This window comes from Allobosea sp. LjRoot237 (assembly GCF_964253285.1).
Classification (GTDB): Bacteria; Pseudomonadota; Alphaproteobacteria; order Rhizobiales; family Beijerinckiaceae; genus Allobosea.
This window is the reverse complement of record NZ_CAXUQP020000001.1, coordinates 5591795-5612287: the sequence shown is the minus strand read 5'-3', so window position 1 is coordinate 5612287 and position 20493 is coordinate 5591795. Positions and strand designations below refer to the sequence as shown.

At 64.4% G+C, this 20493-nt stretch carries 19 protein-coding genes; 9 read left to right on the top strand and 10 right to left on the bottom strand.

All coding sequences use genetic code 11. The features are described 5' to 3' along the window. Positions 1-35: 35 nt before the first annotated feature. From leuS to holA, 3 genes are read left to right on the top strand one after another with little or no spacing between them, the layout of a single operon-like run. Positions 36-2660 carry a leucine--tRNA ligase gene (gene leuS, locus ACSQ24_RS27220; RefSeq protein WP_436097720.1) on the top strand — a complete coding sequence of 875 codons (2625 nt, stop codon included), beginning with the start codon at positions 36-38 and terminating at the stop codon, positions 2658-2660. Positions 2661-2670: 10 nt separating this feature from the next. After that, the gene (gene lptE / locus ACSQ24_RS27215; RefSeq protein WP_436097719.1) at positions 2671-3192 is read left to right on the top strand and encodes an LPS assembly lipoprotein LptE; all 522 of its coding nucleotides are present in this window, start codon (positions 2671-2673) and stop codon (positions 3190-3192) included. An 11-nt stretch (positions 3193-3203) separates the two neighbouring features. Continuing rightward, on the top strand, positions 3204-4226 hold the full coding sequence (gene holA, locus ACSQ24_RS27210; RefSeq protein WP_436097718.1) for a DNA polymerase III subunit delta: 1023 nt from the start codon (positions 3204-3206) through the stop codon (positions 4224-4226). Here the strand turns inward: holA and ACSQ24_RS27205 are convergent, their stop codons facing one another. From ACSQ24_RS27205 to mnmE, 5 genes are read right to left on the bottom strand one after another with little or no spacing between them, the layout of a single operon-like run. After that, a complete protein-coding gene (locus ACSQ24_RS27205; RefSeq protein ID WP_436097717.1) occupies positions 4227-5108 on the bottom strand; it encodes a ParB/RepB/Spo0J family partition protein in 882 nt (293 codons plus the stop codon). Between the two features lie 29 nt (positions 5109-5137). Further along, complete coding sequence (locus ACSQ24_RS27200; RefSeq protein ID WP_436097716.1) at positions 5138-5968, bottom strand: ParA family protein; 831 nt, start codon at positions 5966-5968, stop codon at positions 5138-5140. Further along, positions 5968-6672, bottom strand: a complete 705-nt coding sequence (gene rsmG, locus ACSQ24_RS27195) for a 16S rRNA (guanine(527)-N(7))-methyltransferase RsmG (protein ID WP_436097715.1) — start codon at positions 6670-6672, stop codon at positions 5968-5970. The genes ACSQ24_RS27200 and rsmG overlap by 1 nt, the downstream gene beginning before the upstream one ends. Further along, a complete protein-coding gene (gene mnmG / locus ACSQ24_RS27190; RefSeq protein ID WP_436097714.1) occupies positions 6626-8518 on the bottom strand; it encodes a tRNA uridine-5-carboxymethylaminomethyl(34) synthesis enzyme MnmG in 1893 nt (630 codons plus the stop codon). The genes rsmG and mnmG overlap by 47 nt, the downstream gene beginning before the upstream one ends. 45 nt (positions 8519-8563) lie before the next feature. Then, positions 8564-9862 carry a tRNA uridine-5-carboxymethylaminomethyl(34) synthesis GTPase MnmE gene (gene mnmE / locus ACSQ24_RS27185; protein ID WP_436097713.1) on the bottom strand — a complete coding sequence of 433 codons (1299 nt, stop codon included), beginning with the start codon at positions 9860-9862 and terminating at the stop codon, positions 8564-8566. Between the two features lie 32 nt (positions 9863-9894). Between mnmE and ACSQ24_RS27180 the strand changes: the two genes are divergently transcribed. Beyond that, a complete protein-coding gene (locus ACSQ24_RS27180; protein WP_436097712.1) occupies positions 9895-11892 on the top strand; it encodes a thioredoxin domain-containing protein in 1998 nt (665 codons plus the stop codon). 81 nt (positions 11893-11973) lie between these two features. Here ACSQ24_RS27180 and rho read toward each other — a convergent pair whose 3' ends face one another. The 3 genes from rho to hemE form a co-directional block, all read right to left on the bottom strand. Further along, complete coding sequence (rho, locus tag ACSQ24_RS27175) at positions 11974-13239, bottom strand: transcription termination factor Rho (protein ID WP_436097711.1); 1266 nt, start codon at positions 13237-13239, stop codon at positions 11974-11976. Between the two features lie 220 nt (positions 13240-13459). Beyond that, the gene (gene hemJ / locus ACSQ24_RS27170) at positions 13460-13885 is read right to left on the bottom strand and encodes a protoporphyrinogen oxidase HemJ (RefSeq protein ID WP_436097710.1); all 426 of its coding nucleotides are present in this window, start codon (positions 13883-13885) and stop codon (positions 13460-13462) included. A gap of 12 nt (positions 13886-13897) precedes the next feature. Beyond that, on the bottom strand, positions 13898-14932 hold the full coding sequence (gene hemE, locus ACSQ24_RS27165; RefSeq protein ID WP_436097709.1) for a uroporphyrinogen decarboxylase: 1035 nt from the start codon (positions 14930-14932) through the stop codon (positions 13898-13900). A gap of 441 nt (positions 14933-15373) precedes the next feature. Here hemE and ACSQ24_RS27160 point away from each other — a divergent pair, with 441 nt between their 5' ends. The 5 genes from ACSQ24_RS27160 to dnaQ are packed head-to-tail and all read left to right on the top strand — an operon-like array spanning position 15374 to position 19021. Next, on the top strand, positions 15374-16204 hold the full coding sequence (locus tag ACSQ24_RS27160) for a pyruvate, water dikinase regulatory protein (RefSeq protein ID WP_436097708.1): 831 nt from the start codon (positions 15374-15376) through the stop codon (positions 16202-16204). Continuing rightward, complete coding sequence (locus tag ACSQ24_RS27155; RefSeq protein WP_436097707.1) at positions 16201-16824, top strand: Maf family protein; 624 nt, start codon at positions 16201-16203, stop codon at positions 16822-16824. Before ACSQ24_RS27160 ends, ACSQ24_RS27155 begins: the two co-directional genes overlap by 4 nt. A 19-nt stretch (positions 16825-16843) precedes the next feature. After that, entirely contained in the window at positions 16844-17677 is an 834-nt protein-coding gene (locus tag ACSQ24_RS27150; protein WP_436097706.1) for a shikimate dehydrogenase, read from the top strand. Between the two features lie 22 nt (positions 17678-17699). After that, positions 17700-18311, top strand: a complete 612-nt coding sequence (gene coaE, locus ACSQ24_RS27145; protein WP_436097705.1) for a dephospho-CoA kinase — start codon at positions 17700-17702, stop codon at positions 18309-18311. A gap of 2 nt (positions 18312-18313) precedes the next feature. Then, positions 18314-19021, top strand: coding sequence for a DNA polymerase III subunit epsilon (gene dnaQ / locus ACSQ24_RS27140; RefSeq protein ID WP_436097704.1), 708 nt, complete (start codon positions 18314-18316; stop codon positions 19019-19021). Between the two features lie 47 nt (positions 19022-19068). Here the strand turns inward: dnaQ and ACSQ24_RS27135 are convergent, their stop codons facing one another. Next, on the bottom strand, positions 19069-19812 hold the full coding sequence (locus ACSQ24_RS27135; protein ID WP_436097703.1) for a TerC family protein: 744 nt from the start codon (positions 19810-19812) through the stop codon (positions 19069-19071). Positions 19813-19970: 158 nt separating this feature from the next. Next, a complete protein-coding gene (gene secB / locus ACSQ24_RS27130) occupies positions 19971-20474 on the bottom strand; it encodes a protein-export chaperone SecB (RefSeq protein WP_436097702.1) in 504 nt (167 codons plus the stop codon). Positions 20475-20493 lie beyond the last annotated feature (19 nt).

Genomic DNA, 20493 nt, shown 5'->3' with positions numbered 1-20493 from the left:
CGCAACTCCGATCACGCAAGAACGACACGATCAGCATGGCCGTCGAACGCTACAATCCGAAGGAAGCCGAACCGAAATGGCGCAAGGTCTGGGATGAGCGCAAGCTCTTCGAGACCCGCAATGACGACCCGCGGCCGAGCTATTACGTGCTCGAAATGTTCCCCTATCCGTCGGGGCGCATCCATATGGGCCATGTCCGCAACTATGCCATGGGCGACGTGGTGGCGCGCTACAAGCGCGCCAAGGGCTTTGCTGTGCTGCACCCGATGGGCTGGGACGCCTTCGGACTGCCGGCTGAGAACGCCGCCAAGGCCAACAAGGTCCATCCGCGCGACTGGACCTATGCCAATATCGCGACCATGCGCGGTCAGCTGCAGTCTATGGGCCTGTCGCTCGACTGGAGCCGTGAGCTCGCCACCTGCGATGCCAGCTATTACCAGCACCAGCAGAAGCTCTTTCTCGATTTCCTGAAAGCCGGGCTGGTCGACCGCAAGACCGCCAAGGTCAACTGGGATCCGGTCGACGAGACCGTACTCGCCAACGAGCAGGTCATCGACGGCCGCGGCTGGCGCTCGGGCGCACCGGTCGAGATTCGCGAGCTGACGCAATGGTTCTTCAAGATCACCGCTTTCGGCCAGGAGCTGAATGACGCGCTCGACGGGCTGAGCCGCTGGCCGGACAAGGTCCGGCTGATGCAGAAGAACTGGATCGGCCGCTCGGAAGGGCTGCTGGTTCGTTTCGTACTCGAATCGAATTCGCTGAAGCAGGACGAGGTCGAGGTCTATACGACACGCCCCGACACGCTGTTCGGCGCGAAGTTCATCGCGGTCGCGCCTGACCATCCTTTGGCCAAAGCCGCCGCCGAAACGAACCTGGCGCTGCAGGACTTCATTGCGGAATGCAAGAAGACCGGCACGGCCCAGGAGAATATCGACAAGGCCGAGAAGCAGGGCTTCGACACCGGCCTTCGCGCCGCCCATCCCTTTGATCCGTCATGGACTTTGCCGGTCTATGTCGCGAACTTCGTGTTGATGGAATATGGCACCGGCGCGATCTTCGGCTGCCCCGCGCACGACCAGCGTGACCTCGACTTCGTCAACAAGTACGAGCTCGGAAACACCCCGGTGGTCTGCCCTGAAGGCGTGGATCCGGCGAGCTTCATCATCACCGATACCGCCTATGTCGACGATGGCCGGATGATCAATTCGCGCTTCCTCGATGGCATGACCATTCCGGAAGCGAAAGAAGATGTCGCCAGACGTCTGGAGGCCGAAACCCTCGGCAACCGCTCTGTCGCCCAGCGCAAGGTCAATTTCCGTCTGCGCGATTGGGGCATTTCGCGCCAGCGCTACTGGGGCTGTCCGATCCCGATCATCCACTGCGAGAGCTGCGGCGTCGTGCCGGTGCCGGAGCAGGATCTGCCGGTCAAGCTCCCCGACGACGTCTCCTTCGACAAGCCTGGCAACCCGCTCGACCATCATCCGAGCTGGAAGCATGTCGCCTGCCCGCAATGCGGCAAGCCGGCGCGGCGCGAGACCGACACCATGGACACCTTCGTCGATTCGTCCTGGTATTTTGCCCGCTTCACCGATCCCTGGCGGACTGACAGCCCGACCGACCGCAAGGCCGTCGACCGTTTCCTGCCGATCGACCAGTATATCGGCGGCGTCGAGCATGCGATCCTGCATCTGCTCTATTCGCGCTTCTTCACCCGGGCGATGAAGGCGACCGGCCATGCCGGCCTGGACGAACCTTTCGACGGCATGTTCACGCAAGGCATGGTCGTCCACGAGACCTATCGGGCTGAGGACGGCTCCTGGATCGAGCCCGGCAATGTCCGGATCGAAGCGACCGGCAATGAGCGCCGCGGCTTCGACGTTGAGACCGGGGTTCCGATCGAGATCGGCCCGATCGAGAAGATGTCGAAGTCGAAGAAGAATGTCGTCGATCCCGACGACATCATCGCCTCCTACGGTGCCGACACCGCCCGCTGGTTCATGCTGTCGGATTCGCCGCCCGATCGCGACGTGATCTGGAGCGACGAGGGTGTCCAGGGCGCTGCCCGCTTCGTGCAGCGGCTCTGGCGCCTCGTCGCCGAGATCGGCGAGCGCGTCGGCAGCAAGCCCGCCCTGCCGGCGAGTTTCTCGGAGCCCGCGCTCGCCTTGCGCAAGGCGAGCCATCGCGCTCTTCATGCCGTCGGCGCCGATATCGAGCGGCTCGGTTTCAACCGTTGCGTCGCGCATATCTACACGCTGACCAACGCGATCGGCAAAGCCCTCGACGCTGCAGCCGAGTCGGCCGATATCCCCGCCGATATCGCCTTCTCGCTGCATGAATCCGCCATGATCGCCACGCAGCTTGTCGCGCCGATGATGCCGCATCTGGCCGAGGAATGCTGGCAGGCTCTCGGGCTCCCCGGCCTCGCCGGCGAAGCCGCCTGGCCCAAGGCAGAAACGGATTTGTTACAGGATGACAGCAAGATCCTGCCAGTACAGGTCAACGGCAAGAAGCGGGCAGAGGTGACGGTGCCCGCCGATGCCGATACGGTGGCAGTCGAGGCGATCGTGCGCGCCTCCGAGGCTGTCGCCAGGGCTCTCGAGAACCGGCCGATCCGCAAGGTGATCGTGGTGCCGGGGAGGATCGTAAATGTCGTCGTCTGAGACCGGAGCCATGACGCGCCATCGTCCGCTGGCGCTCGTAGCCGTGCTCGCCTTTGCTGCGCTTGCTGGCGGCTGCTTCCAGCCGCTTTATGGCGAGGGCACGGTCAGCAGGGTCGGCGGCAATGTCCGCAATGCCATGCTCGGCATCGAGGTACCTGAGATCAAGGGCTTGGTCGGCCACTACCTGCGCAACGAGCTCGTCTTCGAGTTCGACGGCGGCGGCGAGCCAGACCGGCAGAAGATCCTGAAGCTTACCGCGACCACAAGCGAAACGCTCGAGGTCATCACGGTCGACTACGCCAATGGCCGCGCCGATTCCGCTGTTCTGGTCGCCACGGCCGACTGGCAACTGGTCCGCGCCGGTTCGAACGAGGTGGTGGCTTCAGGCCAGAGCGTCGTCCGGGCACCCTATGAGCGCTCGCAGCAGCGTTTTGCCTCGCTGCGTGCCGCGCGCGACGCTCAGGTCCGCGCTGCGAAGAACCTGGCTCAGCTGATCAAGGCTCGCGTCGCCGCTTCGCTCGTCAGCGGCTGAGGCAGCTTTCCATGGCGATGGTCAAGGCGCATGAGGCCGATCGCGCGCTCGCGCGCCCGGACCCGGCTTGGCGCCTGTTCCTCTTCTATGGCCCCGATGCTGGACTGATTTCCGAGCGGGCCGCCGCCTTGGCTCGTAGTAGCGTCGACGACCCTCACGACGCCTTCCAGCTGATCCGCATGGATGGCGACGACATCGCCTCCGATCCTCTGAAGCTGGTCGACGAGGCCAATACCATCGGGCTGTTCGGCGGATGCCGCGCGATCCGCGTCTCGCCGACCTCGCGTCCGCTCGTGTCCGCGGTCGAACCGTTGCTGGCGACGCCGTCGCAGGACGCGATCGTGATCGTCGAGGCCGGTGACCTGCAGAAGAGCAATCCGCTGCGGATGGCCTGTGAGCGCGCGAAATCCGCGCTCGCCGTGCCTTGCTATGGCGATGCGGCGCGCGATCTCGGCACGATTGTCGACGAGATGGCTCGGGCGGCCGGCAAGAGCATCGACCGAAGCACCCGAGACCTTCTGACCGGCCTGCTCGGCGGCGACCGCCAGACCTCCCGTCAGGAGATCGACAAGCTGATCCTCTATGCTGGCAATGACCCGGCCTTGACGGCTGCCCATGTCGAAGCCGTCGTCGGCGATACCGCTCAGCGCGAGCAAGCCGGCGTGGTCGATGCTGTCTTCGCTGGCCGCCTGCCGAGCCTCGATCTCGCGCTCGCCAAGCTCAGCAGCGAAGGGCTGGATCAGGGTGTGCTGCTCGGCGCAGTTCTGCGCCATGCGCTTGCGCTCCTGAAGGCGAAGCTCGCCATAGAAAGCGGTAAGCCGACGCGCGAAGCGATCGGTGCCATGCGGCTGCCCTACCCGCGCATTGCAACTGCGGAAGCCGCGCTCAGCGCCTGGCCGGCGACGAGGCTGCGTGACGCCGTGACAATCCTCGGAACGGCGATACTGGCCGTGCGCCGTGACGGCGACATGGCGAAGCCCATTGCCGCCCGCGCGCTCTGGACGCTCAGCCGAATGTCCGGCAAGGGGCGCTGATCAAGCTTTCAGGCGCCGGCAGAGTGCGTCGAGCTGCTCCAGCGTTTTGTAACTGATCCGCATCTCGCCGCCACCGGTCGCGCGGTGCTGGATCGAGACTCCGAGGCCGAGCGCCTCTTCCAGCGCTTTCTCGACCGCGCGGGTATCCGGATCTTTCTCCGGTTTCGGAGCCGCGGCTCGCACCGGCTTGTTCTCGCTGCGCGCCTCGTCCTGGCCGAGCCGCTCGATGTCGCGGACGGTAAGGCTTTGTTCGACAATGCGTTTCGCGACCTGTTCCGGATCCGAAACAGCGAGCAACGCGCGGGCATGGCCGGCCGAGACCGACCCTTCGCTGACCATTTGCTTGACCGGCTCAGGCAATTTGCTCAGGCGCAACGTGTTCGCCACATGCGAGCGGCTCTTGCCGATCACCTTGGCGAGGTCGTTCTGGGTATAGTCGAATTCGGCGATCAACCGCTCATAACCGGCCGCCTCTTCCATCGCATTGAGATCAGCGCGCTGGACGTTCTCGACGATGGCGATTTCGAGGGCCTCGCGATCATTGGCCTCGACCAGGATCACCGGCACATCATGCAACTCAGCGCGCTGCGCGGCCCGCCAGCGCCGTTCGCCGGCGATGATCTCGTAGGCGTCGATCATGCCCGGGATCGCGCGCACGATAATTGGCTGCAAGATGCCGCGCTCGCGCACCGAGGCGGCCAAATCCTCCAGCTCCGCGTCGTTGAAGGTCTTGCGTGGATTGCGCGCATTCGGACGCAGGAACTCGACCGGAACCTTGCGCTGCCCGCGGGCCCGCTCGAGTGCACCGATCTCATCGCCGACATCGCCGATCAAAGCGGCGAGACCACGGCCAAGACGCGAACGTCCCTGTTCCTCGACCATTGCCATTCCTCTTGAACCCTTCACCCGCTTCAGGCCGCGGCGCGCAAGCTGCGCTCGCGCCTGATCACCTCCGAGGCCAGCTTCAGATAGGCCTGCGAACCCGCACAGCGTAGGTCATAGAGCAGCGCCGGCTTGCCATAAGACGGCGCCTCCGAGATCCGCACATTGCGCGGAATCACCGTCTCGTAGACCTTGTCGCCGAGAAAATCGCGGACATCGGCCATGACCTGGCCGGAAAGGTTGTTGCGCGGATCGTACATGGTCAGCACCACGCCCTGGATGATCAGGCGGGGGTTGAGGCCGGCGCGGACCTGCTCGACCGTCTTGAGCAGCTGACTGAGACCTTCCAGCGCGAAGAACTCGCATTGCAGCGGCACCAGCACCGCATCCGCCGCGGTCATGGCGTTGATGGTGATCAAGCTGAGCGAGGGCGGGCAGTCGATCAGGATATAGGTCAGGTCGCTGCAGCGCTGGTCGTCGACGAGTTCATCGATCGACTTCTTTAGTCGCGTCGCCCTGTCCTTGGCGCTAGCGATCTCCAGCTCGACGCCAAGCAGGTCGAGCGTCGACGGCGCCAGGAACAGATTGGGAACAGCCGTGGCCTGCATCGCCATGCCGAGCCCGATGTCGCCACAGAGCACGTCGTAGGTCGAAGCCTTCCGGCTCTTGCGATCGACGCCGAGCCCCGTCGAGGCATTGCCCTGCGGGTCAAGATCGATGATCAGCACCTTCTCGCCGATCGCAGCGAGTGCCGTACCGAGATTGATCGCGGTCGTGGTCTTGCCGACCCCGCCTTTCTGATTGGCGAGCGCCAGAACGCGCGGTCGCGCCGGAACGGAAATAGAGAGAGGTTCGGTCATCAATCCGCCCGTTTCTCGGCGCCGCTGATCACCAGGATAGCAGCCGCCGAATCCGTCAAGGATGGAAACGTTGTGGCTTGAATCTTCCAATATTTAGCCGCAGCGGTCAATTCCGCATCTAGATGTTGTCCCTTTGGAAAGACTCCCGTCACCCCGGTTCTCAACAGCTCTTTGCACCAGTCGAGCAGGAGCGGCAACGGCGCCAGCGCCCGCGCCGTCACAGCATCGACCTTGCCGACAAAGCCATCGACAACGTCCTCGATGCGAGCCGCATGCACGGTTACCGGCGCGCCTGTCAGCCGCGCGACGTGGCGCAGGAAGGCGCATTTGCGGGCATTGCTCTCGACCAGGTCGATATGACCGCCCAGCTCCGCCAGCCTGATGCCGAGCACCAGACCTGGAAAACCGCCGCCCGAGCCTAGATCGAGCCAGCGTCGAGCTTGCGGCGCGCGCTCCAGTAATTGCAGCGAGTCAGCAATATGCCGGGTCCAGACCTTGTCCAGCGTCGTACCCGAGACCAGGTTCTTCGCTTGCTGCCAGCGCCGAAGCTCGCCGACCAGAATGGCAAGGCGCTCCTCTGTTTCACGTGAAACAGGCGTCAAGCGAAAAGCGCGGCGCCTGTCCTCGTTATCCCCCTTATCAACAGAACTCACAGGGTCATGCCTCGACGCGCGACGTGCGCCCGGCTTTGTGCCTGCGCGCATGCGCCGCCAGCAAGGTTAAAGCCGCTGGGGTCATGCCCTCAATTCGGCCCGCTTGCGCCAAATTGCCCGGCCAGGCAGCTTTCAGCTTGAGCCGCAATTCGTTCGACAAGCCGGATATCCCGTCGAGGTCGAGATCGCTCGGTAGCGCAAGGGCCAGATCACGCTGATAGGAATCGATCTCCGCCGCCTGCCGGTCGAGATAGACCGCATAGGTCGCATCGGCCGCAACGCGAGCCCGTACCGTTTCGGAGAATGCCTCAAGATCGGGCCAGATTCGGATCAGCACCTCGAAATCAGCCGTCGGATAGGACAGAATCTGGAAGGCCGAACGCCTGACTCCGTCCCGGTTCAGCTCCAGCCCCGCCGCAGCGGCCTCCGTGGGCGACAAGACCCGCTCACGCAACACTTCGGTAAGCTTAACGATCTCCAACTGGCGGTCCTCATAGCGCTCACGACGGACCGTACTGACGAGGCCATACGCGATCCCAAGCGGCGTCAGGCGCTCGTCGGCGTTGTCCACGCGCAACGACAGCCGGAACTCGGCGCGGGAGGTGAACATCCGGTACGGCTCCGTAACGCCACGTGTCACCAGATCATCGACCATCACGCCGATATAGGATTGCGTGCGATCCAGGCCAACCGGCTCGCTGCCGCCGGCGCGGCGTGCCGCGTTGAGGCCAGCAAGCAGCCCCTGCGCCGCTGCTTCCTCGTAGCCGGTGGTGCCATTGATCTGCCCGGCGAGGAAGAGGCCAGCGACCGCCCGCGTCTCGAGTGTCGGCTTCAACGCACGCGGATCGACATAATCGTACTCAATCGCATAGCCCGGCCGCAGCATCACCGCCTGCTCCAGGCCCGGGATTGTCTTCAACAGTCCGAGCTGCACATCCTCCGGCAGCGAGGTTGAGATTCCGTTCGGATAGACCGTCGGATCGTCAAGACCCTCGGGCTCGAGGAAAATCTGGTGGCCGTCACGATCGCCGAAGCGGCCGACCTTGTCCTCGATCGACGGGCAATAACGCGGCCCGCGCCCTTCGATCTGCCCGGAGAACATCGGAGCCCGGTGCAGGTTGGCGCGGATCAGATCATGCGTCGCCAACGTCGTCCGCGTCACGCCGCAGCTGATCTGCGGCGTGGTGATCGCCTCGGTCATCGCCGAGAACGGTTCCGGCGGATCGTCGCCCGGCTGCATCTCCAGGCCGGACCAGTCGATCGTACGACCGTCCAGCCGCGGCGGCGTCCCAGTTTTAAGCCTTCCGAGCGGAAAGTTGTGACGTTCCAGCGTGGCGGAGAGACCGAGCGAGGGCGCTTCGCCGACCCGGCCGGCCGGGATCTTCTGTTCGCCGATATGGATCAGGCCACGCAGGAACGTGCCGGTGGTGAGCACGACCGTTCCGCAGGCGAATCGACGACCGTCCGCGAGTACAACGCCGGCAATGGCGCCTGCCTTGATATCCAGATCGAACGCCTCACCCTCGATCAGGGTGAGATTGTCCGGAACGGCCAGCGCAGCCTGCACCGCCTCACGATAGAGCTTGCGGTCGGCCTGGGCCCGTGGCCCCCGTACTGCCGAACCCTTGCGCCGGTTGAGCATGCGGAACTGGATGCCACCCTGGTCGGCGCAGCGCGCCATGATCCCGTCGAGCGCATCGATCTCACGCACAAGATGGCCCTTGCCGAGCCCACCGATCGCCGGGTTGCACGACATAGCGCCGACGGTCGCAATCTGCTGGGTGATCAGCGCCGTCCTGGCGCCGACACGCGCAGCCGCAGCCGCGGCTTCCGCCCCGGCATGGCCGCCGCCCACCACGACGACATCGTAGTGCCCGTTCGCCCGCGCATCCGACATGAGCCTTCGCTAGCCAAGCCCGATCACGAGGTCAACGAAAACCGCTTATTTGCCGATGCAGAAACCGGAAAACAGGCTGTCGAGCACATCCTCGACATCGACCTTGCCGATCAGGCGCTCCAGCGCCCTGACCGCGAGGCGCAGCTCTTCCGCAATCAGCTCCGGCTGCTCATGCGGAAGCATGGCAGCGCGCTCGATAGCAACCACAGCATCTGCCACCGCGACACGCTGGCGCTCGCGGGTGACGAGCGCAGGCTCCGCCTGGCCCAGCTTGCCCAGGCGAACTGCAATGGTGTCGATCAGCTCGGGCAACCCAGCTCCCGTTACGGCTGACACGCCGATTTCCCCAGGGCGGGCAGTTCCACCAAGATCGGTCATCGTCGCGATAACCAAAGCGTCGCCTTGAGATTGTTCCGCTTCCGAATCGGGGGAGCGCAAGCTCAGAACCAGATCTGCGTGTGCCACTCTCTGCCGGGCGCGCCTCACGCCTTCGGCCTCGACCGCATCGCTACTCTCGCGCAAGCCAGCGGTGTCGACGAGCACGACAGGAATGCCGCTCAAGTCCAACCTCACCTCGATCGCGTCCCGCGTCGTTCCCGCAATCGGCGAGACGATCGCGACGTCGCGACGTGCCAACGCATTGAGCAGACTGGACTTGCCCGCATTGGGCGGCCCGGCGAGGACGACCACGAAGCCTTCTCGGACGCGCTCGCCAGCTTCGAAACTGCCTAGCGCGGAACGCAAGCTAGCGAGCGTGGCCTGCGCTGCCGCTACCGCATCGACGATCAATGGGCCTCCAACGTCGCTCTCGTCCGAAAAATCGATCTCAGCCTCGAGCAACGTCATCGCCTTGATTAGAGCGCTCCGCCATTCGCCGGCAGCGCGGCCAAGGGCACCTTCCATCTGACGCAGTGCCTGCTTGCGCTGCCATTCCGTCTCCGAATCGATCAGGTCCGCGAGCCCCTCGACAGCGGCCAGGTCGAGCTTGCCTGCCTCGAAGGCACGGCGGGTGAATTCGCCGGCTTCGGCCATGCGCAAGCCTGGCAGCGCGGTGAGTACCGAGAGCAGGCGTGACAGCACCGCGCGCGAGCCATGGATATGGAATTCGGCGACATCCTCACCAGTAAAGCTCGCGGGCGCAGGGAAGAACAGCACCAGGCCATGGTCGATGACCGCACCATCATGATCGCGCAGGGCTCGGTAAGCGGCCTTGCGTGCCTCGGGCACGGCTCCAGCGATCGTTTCGAGGACGAATCGGACGCGTTCGCCCGAGACCCGCACCACTGCGACACCGGCGCGCCCGGCACCGGAGGACAGTGCCACAATCGTCGGATAGGCTTTCACCGCTCGTTCCCGCCAGGGCTGGAGTTTCGCCGATGAACCGCCTGAAGCATGCCGCCAGTCCCTATCTGCTGCAACACGCCGAGAACCCCGTCGAATGGTGGGAATGGAGCGACGAGGCTTTCGCCCACGCCCGTGCCAGCAATCGCCCTGTCCTGCTCTCCGTCGGTTACGCTGCCTGCCATTGGTGCCATGTCATGGCGCATGAGAGCTTCGAGAACCCGGCCATCGCTGCGGTGATGAACGAGCTCTTCGTGAACATCAAGGTCGACCGCGAGGAGCGGCCCGATATCGACCATGTCTATATGAGCGCCCTGCACACCCTCGGAGAGCAGGGCGGCTGGCCACTGACCATGTTCCTCGACAGCGAAGGCGCGCCGTTCTGGGGCGGCACTTACTTCCCGCCGACCTCGCGTTATGGCCGGCCGGGCTTCATCGACGTGCTCCGGCAAATCGCCGGCCTCTATCGCAGCGATCGCGAGCGCATCGACCGCAATGCCGCAGCCATTGGCGAGGCGCTGCAGCAGAGCCTCCAGCGCGCCACGGAGGTCAGCGAGCCCGATCTCGACCATCTCGCCAGCCAGATCGCGCGCCGCTTCGACCGCGACCATGGTGGCCTCGGCGGAGCCCAGAAATTTCCGAACCCCAGCCTGGTCGAACTGCTTTGGCGCCATGGCGCCCGCAGCGGCGACGAGGCCTCCCGCGAAGCTGCCAGCCGCACCCTGGTGCAGATGGCGCGCGGCGGCATCCATGACCATCTCGGCGGCGGCTTTGCCCGCTATACCGTCGACGAGCGCTGGCTCGTGCCGCATTTCGAGAAGATGCTCTACGACAACGCCCAGCTGCTGCCCCTTTACGCGCTCGAGGCGGCGCGCACCGGCGATCCGCTTCTGTACGAAGCGGCGGACGGGATCGTCAGCTGGCTGAAGCGCGACATGCTGCTATCTGAAGGCGCCTTTGCCGCCAGTCTCGACGCCGATTCGGAAGGGGTGGAGGGCAAATTCTATGTCTGGACGCTTCCCGAGCTGAGCGAGGTTCTCGGCCCGGAAGACGCTGCCCTTTTAGCCCGCCACTACGACGTGACCGCCGACGGCAATTGGGAAGGCCATGCCATCCTCAACCGGCTGGATACGCCTGATCCGCCTCCAGAGGTGGCTGCCAGGCTCACCGAGCTCCGCACGCGCCTGCTGTCTGTCCGTAGCGAGCGCGTCCCCCCTGGCCGTGACGACAAGATCCTCGCCGACTGGAACGGCCTGATGATTTCAGGTCTCGTCCGCGCTGCCGGCATTGTCGACCGCAAGGACTGGATCAACCTCGCCGCCGACGCCTTTCGTTTCGTTGCCGAATCCATGGCGGTTGGCGAAGGCCTTGCTCATTCCTATCGGGCCGGCCGCCTAATTGCCCCAGGCTTTGCGCTCGATCACGCCGCCATGGCCGAGGCGGCCCTCGCGCTGCACGACTTCACCGGTGAGCAGCACTACCTTGATCTCGCCAGACGTTGGAGCACCCATCTCGACCGGTACTACCGCGAGGCTGACTCTGGCCTCCTGCGCATGACGCGTGCGGACAGTGCGGCCCTACCGATCATACCCAGGCCGACTCATGACGACGCCGTGCCCAACGCCAACGGCCTACATGCCGCCAACCTGCTGCGGATCGCGGCGCAATCCGGACCGCCGGAGGATCGCGAATGGGCCGACCGTTTCCTGGCGGTCATACTCGCTGCTGCGGTCCATGCTCCGATGGCGCATGGCTCGGTTCTCAACGCCTATGACCTCGCCCGCAACGGCGTCGAGATCGTGCTGGCAGGTCCGGAGCGGGAAATCTTCCGGCGGGCAGCCCTGGCACTACCGCATCTGACGACCATGCTGGTCGACTGCCCCGACCCGGACGGGTTACCGCCCGAGCATCCGGCGCATGCTTACGCGAGGCAGGCAGGAACTGGTGCCGCTTTCGTCTGCCTGCGCGGCCGCTGCCTGCCGCCTGTCACGGAGCCGAATCGATTGGCGGAGGCCGTCGCAAGCGCGCGCTGAGCCTCGGGACACATCGCAAAAGAAAAGGCCCCGGCAACAGAGCCGAGGCCTTTTCCATATCGCTCAGGCGACGATCGTCGATCAAGTGTTCATCGAGTCGAAGAATTCGGAATTCTGTTTGGTCTGGCGCAGCTTGTCCAAGAGGAACTCGATCGCGTCCTGTGGACCCATCGGGTTGAGAATGCGGCGCAGCACATAGGTCTTCTGCAGGTCGGAGCGCGGCGTGATGAGCTCTTCCTTGCGGGTGCCGGACTTGATGATGTCGATCGCCGGGAAGATGCGCTTGTCGGCCACCTTGCGGTCGAGAATGATTTCCGAGTTACCCGTGCCCTTGAACTCCTCGAAGATCACCTCGTCCATGCGGCTGCCAGTGTCGATCAGCGCGGTCGCGACGATGGTCAGCGAGCCGCCTTCCTCGATATTGCGGGCCGCGCCGAAGAAGCGCTTCGGACGCTGCAGGGCGTTGGCGTCGACACCGCCGGTCAGCACCTTGCCGGAGGACGGCACGACCGTGTTGTAGGCGCGGCCGAGACGGGTGATCGAATCGAGCAGGATGACGACGTCGCGGCCATGCTCGACCAGACGCTTGGCCTTCTCGATCACCATCTCCGCAACCTGGACGTGGCGGGTCGCCGGCTCGTCGAAGGTCGAGGACACCACCTCGCCCTTCACCGAGCGCTGCATGTCGGTGACTTCTTCCGGCCGCTCGTCGATCAGCAGCACGATCAGGTAGCATTCGGGATGATTGGTCGTGATCGACTGCGCGATGTTCTGCAGCAGCACGGTCTTGCCGGTGCGCGGGGGCGCCACGATCAGGGCACGCTGGCCCTTGCCGACCGGCGCGACGATGTCGATGACGCGCGGCGAGAAATCCTTCTTGGTCGGATCCTGAACCTCGAGCTTCAGCCGCTCATCGGGATAGAGCGGCGTCAGATTGTCGAAGTGGATCTTGTGCTTGATCTTCTCCGGATCCTCGAAGTTGATCGTGTTGACCTTGAGCAGGGCGAAATAGCGCTCGCCATCTTTCGGTCCGCGGATCGGGCCTTCGACGGTATCGCCGGTACGCAGGCCGAATTTCCGGATCTGGGTGGGCGAGACGTAGATATCGTCCGGTCCGGGCAGATAGTTCGAATCGGAGGAGCGCAGGAAGCCGAAGCCGTCCTGGAGGACTTCGACGACGCCTTCGCCGAGAATCTCGGTTTCCTGGGAAGCGAGCTGCTTCAGGATCGCGAACATGAGCTCCTGCTTGCGCATCGTGCTCGCGTTCTCGACCTCCATGCCTTCGGCAAAGGTGAGCAGCTCGGTCGGCGATTTCGCCTTGAGTTCGTGGAGTTTGATTTCCCGCATGGGGCACCCGGGTTGAGCAGGCCTGCATAGAGGCGGGCCAGACGGCAGTGAGGGATCGACGGGGACGAAGGGCTGGGAGCCCCACTTGTCAGGATGTCGTGTCGGCAGGCGAAAGCCGCCGTGGCACGAACCGTCGACGATAGGGAAGGACGCGAACAGAAGGCGCAGAGGCTTGATAACCGCTTTCCCCGCCGGGCTCAAGCGGGAAACCGCGCCGATCTCAGAACGGCTTGACGATCACCAGGATGACGATTCCAGCCATCAGCAGCGCCGGCACCTCATTGAGAATGCGATAGAAGCGCGCCGGCTTGTCGTTGCGGTCTTCGGCGAAGGCTCTGACCCTGCCGCTCAGATAGCCATGCAGGCCCGAAAGGACAAGGACCAGCGCGATCTTGCCATGCAGCCAGCCGCCCTTGAAGCCGAAAGCGCTCCAGGCGAGGTAGAGCCCGAGCACCCAGGCAACGATCATCGCGGGGTTGATGATCCCCTTGAGCAGCCGGCGCTCCATGATCTTGAAGGTCTCGGACTGGATCGAGCCGGTCTGCGCCTCGGCATGGTAGACCATCAGGCGCGGCAGATAGAGCATCCCGGCCATCCAGGCGATCACCGCCATCACGTGGAAAGCCTTGATCCATTCGTAAGCCATAGGATCGATCCTTCAGGCGCGCACCAGCTCGACGAGCCGCTCGACATGAGCGATCGGCGTGTCCGGCAGAATGCCATGCCCGAGATTGAACACGAACGGACCTGCGCCGAATGCCGCACGGATCGCCTCGACCTCCCGATCCAGCTCCGGGCCACCCGCACGGAGCAATTGCGGGTCGAGATGACCCTGCACCGGGACCAGCGTCTGGATCGCGTCGCGCGCAAAAGTCCGGTCGATCTCGGTCTCGAGCCCGACGGCATCAACACCGGTACCGCGAATGTAATCGGGAGTGCCGGCGCCGGCCCCGCGCGGAAAGCCGATGATCCTAGCCTGCGGGTGGCGAGCGCGAACCAGATCGACGATTCGCCGGGTGGGTTCGACGCACCAGCGCTTGAAATCCTCCGGCCCCAGCGAACCTGCCCAGCTATCGAAGATCTGCACGACGTCGACGCCAGCCTCGATCTGGGCATTGAGGTAAGCAGCTGAATTAACGACAAGCCGGTCGATTAACCTGGCGAACAGCTCAGGGTCACGGCGGAACAGCTCCTTCGCTGGCCCTTGATCCGGGGTGCCTCGTCCTGCGACCATATAGGTCGCCACCGTCCAGGGCGCACCGCAGAAGCCGATCAGCGCGGTTCCCGCGGGAAGAGCCGCCTTCACCCGGCGAACCGTCTCGTAGACTGGCGCCAGCACGTCCGGATCGATCTCCTCATGGATCTCGCCAAATCGACTTTCGTCGGCGACAGGCTCCAGCCGTGGTCCTTCACCTTGCGCAAACCAGAGCTTCTGCCCGAGCGCATGCGGTATCACAAGAATGTCGGAGAACAGGATCGCGGCATCGAAGCCGAAGCGCCTGATCGGCTGCAGTGTCACTTCCGCGGCCATATCGGGATTGTAGCAAAGGTCGAGGAACCCACCCGCCTTGGCCCGGAGCTCACGATACTCCGGCAGATAGCGCCCTGCCTGACGCATCATCCAGAGTGGAGGTTTCGGCAATATCTCGCCGGAAAGGGCACGGAGGAAAAGGCTTTGGGTCATGAAACGCATCGGGCTCTTGGCCCTTCTTCTAAAAGAATCTCTTCTAAGAGAGTCTTCTGTTTTGACTCTTGGATAGGGGCACATAGCCCGCCCCAAGATTGTCCACAACCGGTCCACAGGCCATGCCCGGGCAAGTGGGGCGGCCCTTGCGCCGGGGGAGGGCCTTAACAGTTTCTTAACCAATTGGTTTCTGCTCGGAGGCGCGGTCTCGCGCCGCGCCCCAAAATGATTCACGTGAAACATCGACATTCGGCCCACAGGCGAATGCCTGTTGAGCTTTCGCCGAGTTATCCCGTCCGTCCGCGGCAGGGTTCCGGCTGAGCCCAGTTATCCCCACTTGTCCCGGCCAGCTGAAACGGTGTCCCGCTCCGCCCGTCGGACGAAAGAGGGATTCCCCCGCTGGCTGAACACCTCTAGAGCTGAGTTGGAGATGGGCCGGCGGGGGAAGCCGTGGCGCGTAATTATTTTCACCTGCACCTGGTCTCCGATGCGACCGGCGAGACCCTGATCGCGGTCAGCCGTGCGGCGGCTGCGCAGTATGAGGCGGTCTCGGCGATCGAGCACGTCTATCCGCTCGTCCGTTCCGAGAACCAGTTGTCGCGCGTGCTCGCCGAGATCGAGACCTCTCCAGGCGTGGTGCTTTATACGCTGGTCGAGCCGGAATGGTCGGAGCGGCTGGAGGCATTCTGCCGCGAGATCGGTTGCCCTTGCCTCTCGGTGCTGCAGCCGGTGCTGTCGCTTTTTCAATCTTATCTCGGCCAAGCCGCAGCGCCGCGGCCTGGCGCGCAGCACATGCTCAACGCCGAGTACTTCCGGCGCATCGATGCGATGAATTACACGCTGATGCATGATGACGGCCAGCTCGGCGGCGATCTCGAAAGCGCCGATGTCATCCTTGTCGGCATCAGCCGGACCTCGAAGACGCCGACTAGCATCTATCTCGCCAATCGCGGCATCAAGACCGCCAACATCCCACTCGTGCCGAACGTGCCGCTTCCCCTCGAGCTCGAGAGCTTGAAGAAGCCTTTGGTCGTCGGTCTCGTCGCCAGTGCCGAACGCATCATCCAGATCCGGCAGAACAGGCTCCTATCGCTAAAGGCGGATGACGAGACGCCCTATGTCGATCCCGATGCAGTTGCCGATGAGGTCACCCAGTCGCGTCGGCTCTGCGCGCGCCGGGGTTGGCCAGTCATCGACGTTACCCGCCGCTCGATCGAGGAAACCGCCGCGGGAATCCTCGATCTGCTGCGCGATCACCGTATGAAGTTCATCGCGACGTGACGGCTCAAGCGACATTCTGGCGAGGCGACCGGCCACTCATCCTCGCCTCCGGCAGTGCGACGCGCCTGCAGTTGCTCGAAGCTGCGGGGGTGTCGGTCGAAGTGATCAAGCCGGTCGTCGATGAGAGGGCAATCGAAGCGGAGTTCCTCGCCGTTGGCGGACCGCCTGCGGGCGTCGCTGCAGCGCTGGCTGAAGCCAAGGCCCTGTCGGTCTCGCCACGTCACTCCGATCGGATTGTCCTGGCGGCGGACCAGATGCTGATCTGCGAAGGCCGGCCATTTCATAAGCCGGAGGATGCGGCCGCCGCCGCACGGCAGATCGCCAAGCTCGCCGGTCGCAAGCACGTGCTCACATCGGCATTCGCCCTGGCCCGTGATAATCAGATCATCAGCCGCGGCACTAGCAGCGCGACGCTTGCAATGCGCCCGCTGACACCGGACTTCATCGAGGACTATGTCGGGCAGGCGGGCCAGGCAGCGATTACGAGCGTCGGCGGCTATCAGCTCGAAGGGCTGGGTATCCACTTGTTCGAGGCCATCGAGGGCGATCATTTCACCATCCTCGGCCTGCCGATGCTGAGCCTGCTCGCCACGCTCCGCGACCTTGATCTCGTCGCATGACCTTCGCCCCAAGCTTCATATGACCAAGCGCTGCTTCATCATCGGCCATCCGGTCGCGCATTCCCGCTCGCCGCTGATCCATGGCCACTGGCTCGCCGAGCATGGGCTGGCCGGCAGCTATGAGCGCGTCGAGGTGCCGCCTGCCGAGGTGCCCGCTCTCATCGCGCGGCTGCGCGCCGGCGAATTCGTGGGCGGCAACGTCACCGTGCCAAACAAGGAAATCGTGCTGCCGCTGCTCGATCGGCTCAGCGAGACGGCGCGGGCCATGGGTGCTGCCAACACGCTCTGGATGGAAGATGGCCGGCTCTACGGTGACAACACCGACGCCTATGGCTTCCTTGCCCATCTCGATGCCTGCGTGCCGGGCTGGGCAGGGCGGACCGAGACGGCGCTCATCCTTGGCGCGGGGGGCGCAGCCCGCGCGGTCATTTATGGCCTCGTTGAACGCGGCCTCAGCCGCATCCTGCTAGCCAATCGCAGCCCGGATCGCGCGGTCGAGTTGGCGGCAGCCTTCCCCAAGACGGTTGAGGCATGGCCTTGGCAGGAGATCTCCGGGTTGGTCGGCCAGAGCAATCTGATCGTCAACACGACCTCTCTCGGCATGTCTGGCCAGGCTCCGCTGGAGATCGACCTCTCCGGCTTGCGTCCTGGCACGATCGTCGACGATATCGTCTACGTCCCACTCGAGACGCCGCTGCTTGCCGAGGCCAGACTCCATGGCGGCATTCCGGTCGACGGGCTCGGGATGTTGCTGCACCAGGCGGTGCCGGGTTTTGAGCGCTGGTTCGGCGTCCGGCCGCAAGTAACAGATGCGCTGCGGGCGAAGCTCGAAGCCGATATTCCTGCTGGATGAGCATGATGGCGGAGGTGATGCCATGACCTTCCTGCTCGGCCTCACCGGTTCGATCGGCATGGGCAAGTCGACGACCTCGGCGATGTTCCGTACGGCCGGGGTGCCCGTCCATGACGCTGACCAGGCGGTGCATGACCTTTATGCCGGCGCTGCAGCGCCGCAGATCGAGGCAGCCTTCGCGGGGACAACGGTGGATGGTGTCGTCGACCGGGCCAAACTCTCGGCCGCGGTGCTTGGCCGACCCGAGGCACTGGCTAAGCTCGAGGCCATCGTCCATCCACTGGTGCGCGCTGAGGAGCAGGCCTTCCTGGCACAATGCCGCAAGGGTGGCGCGACAGTGGCTGTGCTCGACGTACCGCTTCTGCTGGAGACGAGTGGGGAGGGGCGCTGCGACGCCATCGTCGTCGTCACCGCGCCCGCCGAGGTCCAGCGCAAGCGTGTCCTCGGCCGTCCTGGCATGAGCGAGGAGAAGTTCGCAGCGATCCTTGCCCGCCAGATACCGGATGCGGAGAAGCGGCGCCGGGCCCATTTCCTTGTGGACACCTCGCGCGGGCTCGTGGCCGCCGAGCGCCAGGTCCGCTCTATCCTGAACGCCGTCGCCGGCCGCTTCGGCCAAACTGAAAGGGCGGGCTGAGCATGCGCGAGATCGTTCTCGACACCGAGACCACCGGCGTCGAACCCTTGAAGGGTGATCGCATCGTCGAGATCGGCTGCGTCGAGCTCGTCAATCATTGCCCGACCGGCCGCAATTACCACGTCTACATCAATCCCGAGCGGAACATGCCGGACGGCGCCTTCAGGGTGCACGGGCTTTCCGAGACTTTCCTCTCCGACAAGCCGGTCTTCGCTGCGGTCGCCGCCGAGTTCGCCGCCTTCATCGCGGATGCCAGGCTGGTCATTCATAACGCGGCCTTCGACGTCGGCTTCATCAATATGGAGTTCGGCCGGCTTGGCCTGCCCTCGATCGTGCCGGCGCTCGTGGTCGACACGCTGGCGATGGCGCGGCGCAAGCATCCTGGCGCGAGCAACAGCCTGGACGCGCTCTGCGCCCGCTACGGCATCGACAACAGCCGTCGTACCAAGCATGGCGCGCTGCTCGACTCCGAGATCCTGGCCGAGGTCTATATCGAGCTGATCGGCGGCAAGCAGACGAGCCTCGGTCTCGGCATAGCTGCTGCCGGCAGGGCTGGCGTTGGAGTTGCCGTCACGACCGAGCGGCCGGTTCGCCAGCGGCCGCTCGGTCCGCGTCTCACGCCTGAGGAGCGAGCCGCCCACGAAGCCTTCGTGGCGAAGCTCAAGGGGCCGCTCTGGCGCGGCTATCTCGGCCTGCCCGAGGAGGCGTGAGGCCGGCCGTCATGCACGGCCAGGGCCGAGCATGACGATCCCGTCGATTACTCCACCCGCTTCCGGATCGCTCGACGCGACATCATGTTCAGCCCCTCGATCAGGGCCGAGAAGGCCATCGCCGCGTAGATGTAGCCCTTAGGGATATGGGCGCCGAAGCCCTCGCCGATCAGCGTGCCGCCGATCATCAGGAGGAAGCCGAGCGCCAGCATCACGATCGTCGGGTTCTTGTCGATGAAGCGCGCCAGCGGGTCGGCTGCGAGCAGCATCACCAGCACCGCGACGATCACCGCGATCACCATCACCGGCACATGGTCGGTCATGCCGACCGCGGTGATGATACTGTCGATAGAGAAGACGAGGTCGAGCAGCAGGATCTGGAAGATCACGCCGCCGAAGGTCACGGCTGCGGCCGCTCCCCCATCGAACATGTCCGGCCCGTGATCCGGATCGACCTTGTGGTGGATCTCCTTGGTCGCCTTCCAGACCAGGAACAGGCCGCCGGCGATCAGGATGATGTCGCGCCAGGAGAAGACCTTGCCGAAGACCGAGAACACCGGCGCGGTGAGCTGCACGATGAAGGCGACGGTCGAGAGCAGGCTGAGCCGTAGGACCAGTGCCAGGCCTATGCCGATCTTGCGGCCGCGCGAGCGCTGATGCTCGGGCAGCTTGTTGGTCAGGATCGAGATGAAGATGAGGTTGTCGATACCGAGCACGACCTCCATGGCGATCAGGGCGCCGAGCGCCGCCCATATGGCTGGGTCGGCGGCGAGCGTCATAAGGGCATCCATGGAAATCGTGAACCTCGCGGAAATGGCGCGCCGGAACGGGCACCTCTGGCGAGGTCGAGATGGAAAGCAGCTGGCTGCTTCGCAAGCAGCTGCGCAAATAAACAATAAAAAGAGCCCCGGAGGGCTCTTTTCTGTCTCTTGTGCCTGGCAGCTAGCGCTCAGGCGTTCGGAGTACCTTGCTGTGCCTGCATCTCCTCGAGACGCTGGCGGTAGAGCTGGGCGAAGTCGATCGGGTCGATATAGAGCGGCGGGAAGCCGCCATTGCGCACCGCATCGGCGACGATCGCCCGGGCGAACGGGAAGAGCAGGCGCGGGCAGTCGATCATCACGACCGCGTGCAGCTGCTCCTGCGGCACGCCGAGGATGCGGAAGACACCGGCATAGCTCAGCTCGAACGCGAACAGCGTCTCGTCATTCAGCGTTGCCTTGCCCTCGAGCGTGAGGATCGTCTCGATGTCGTTCTCGCCGAGCGCATTGGCGTGGACATTGACCTGGAGGCCGATCTGCGGCCCGCCCTGCTGTTGCTGCTGGGTCAGCGAGCGCGGAGCATTGGGGTTCTCGAAGGAGAAATCCTTGATGTACTGGACCAGCGTGTTGAGGCTGGGCCCCTGCTGGTTGGCGGCGCCGGCGCCGTTGCCGTTTTCGTTGGCCATCGGTCCCATCACTATCTGCACAAAATCA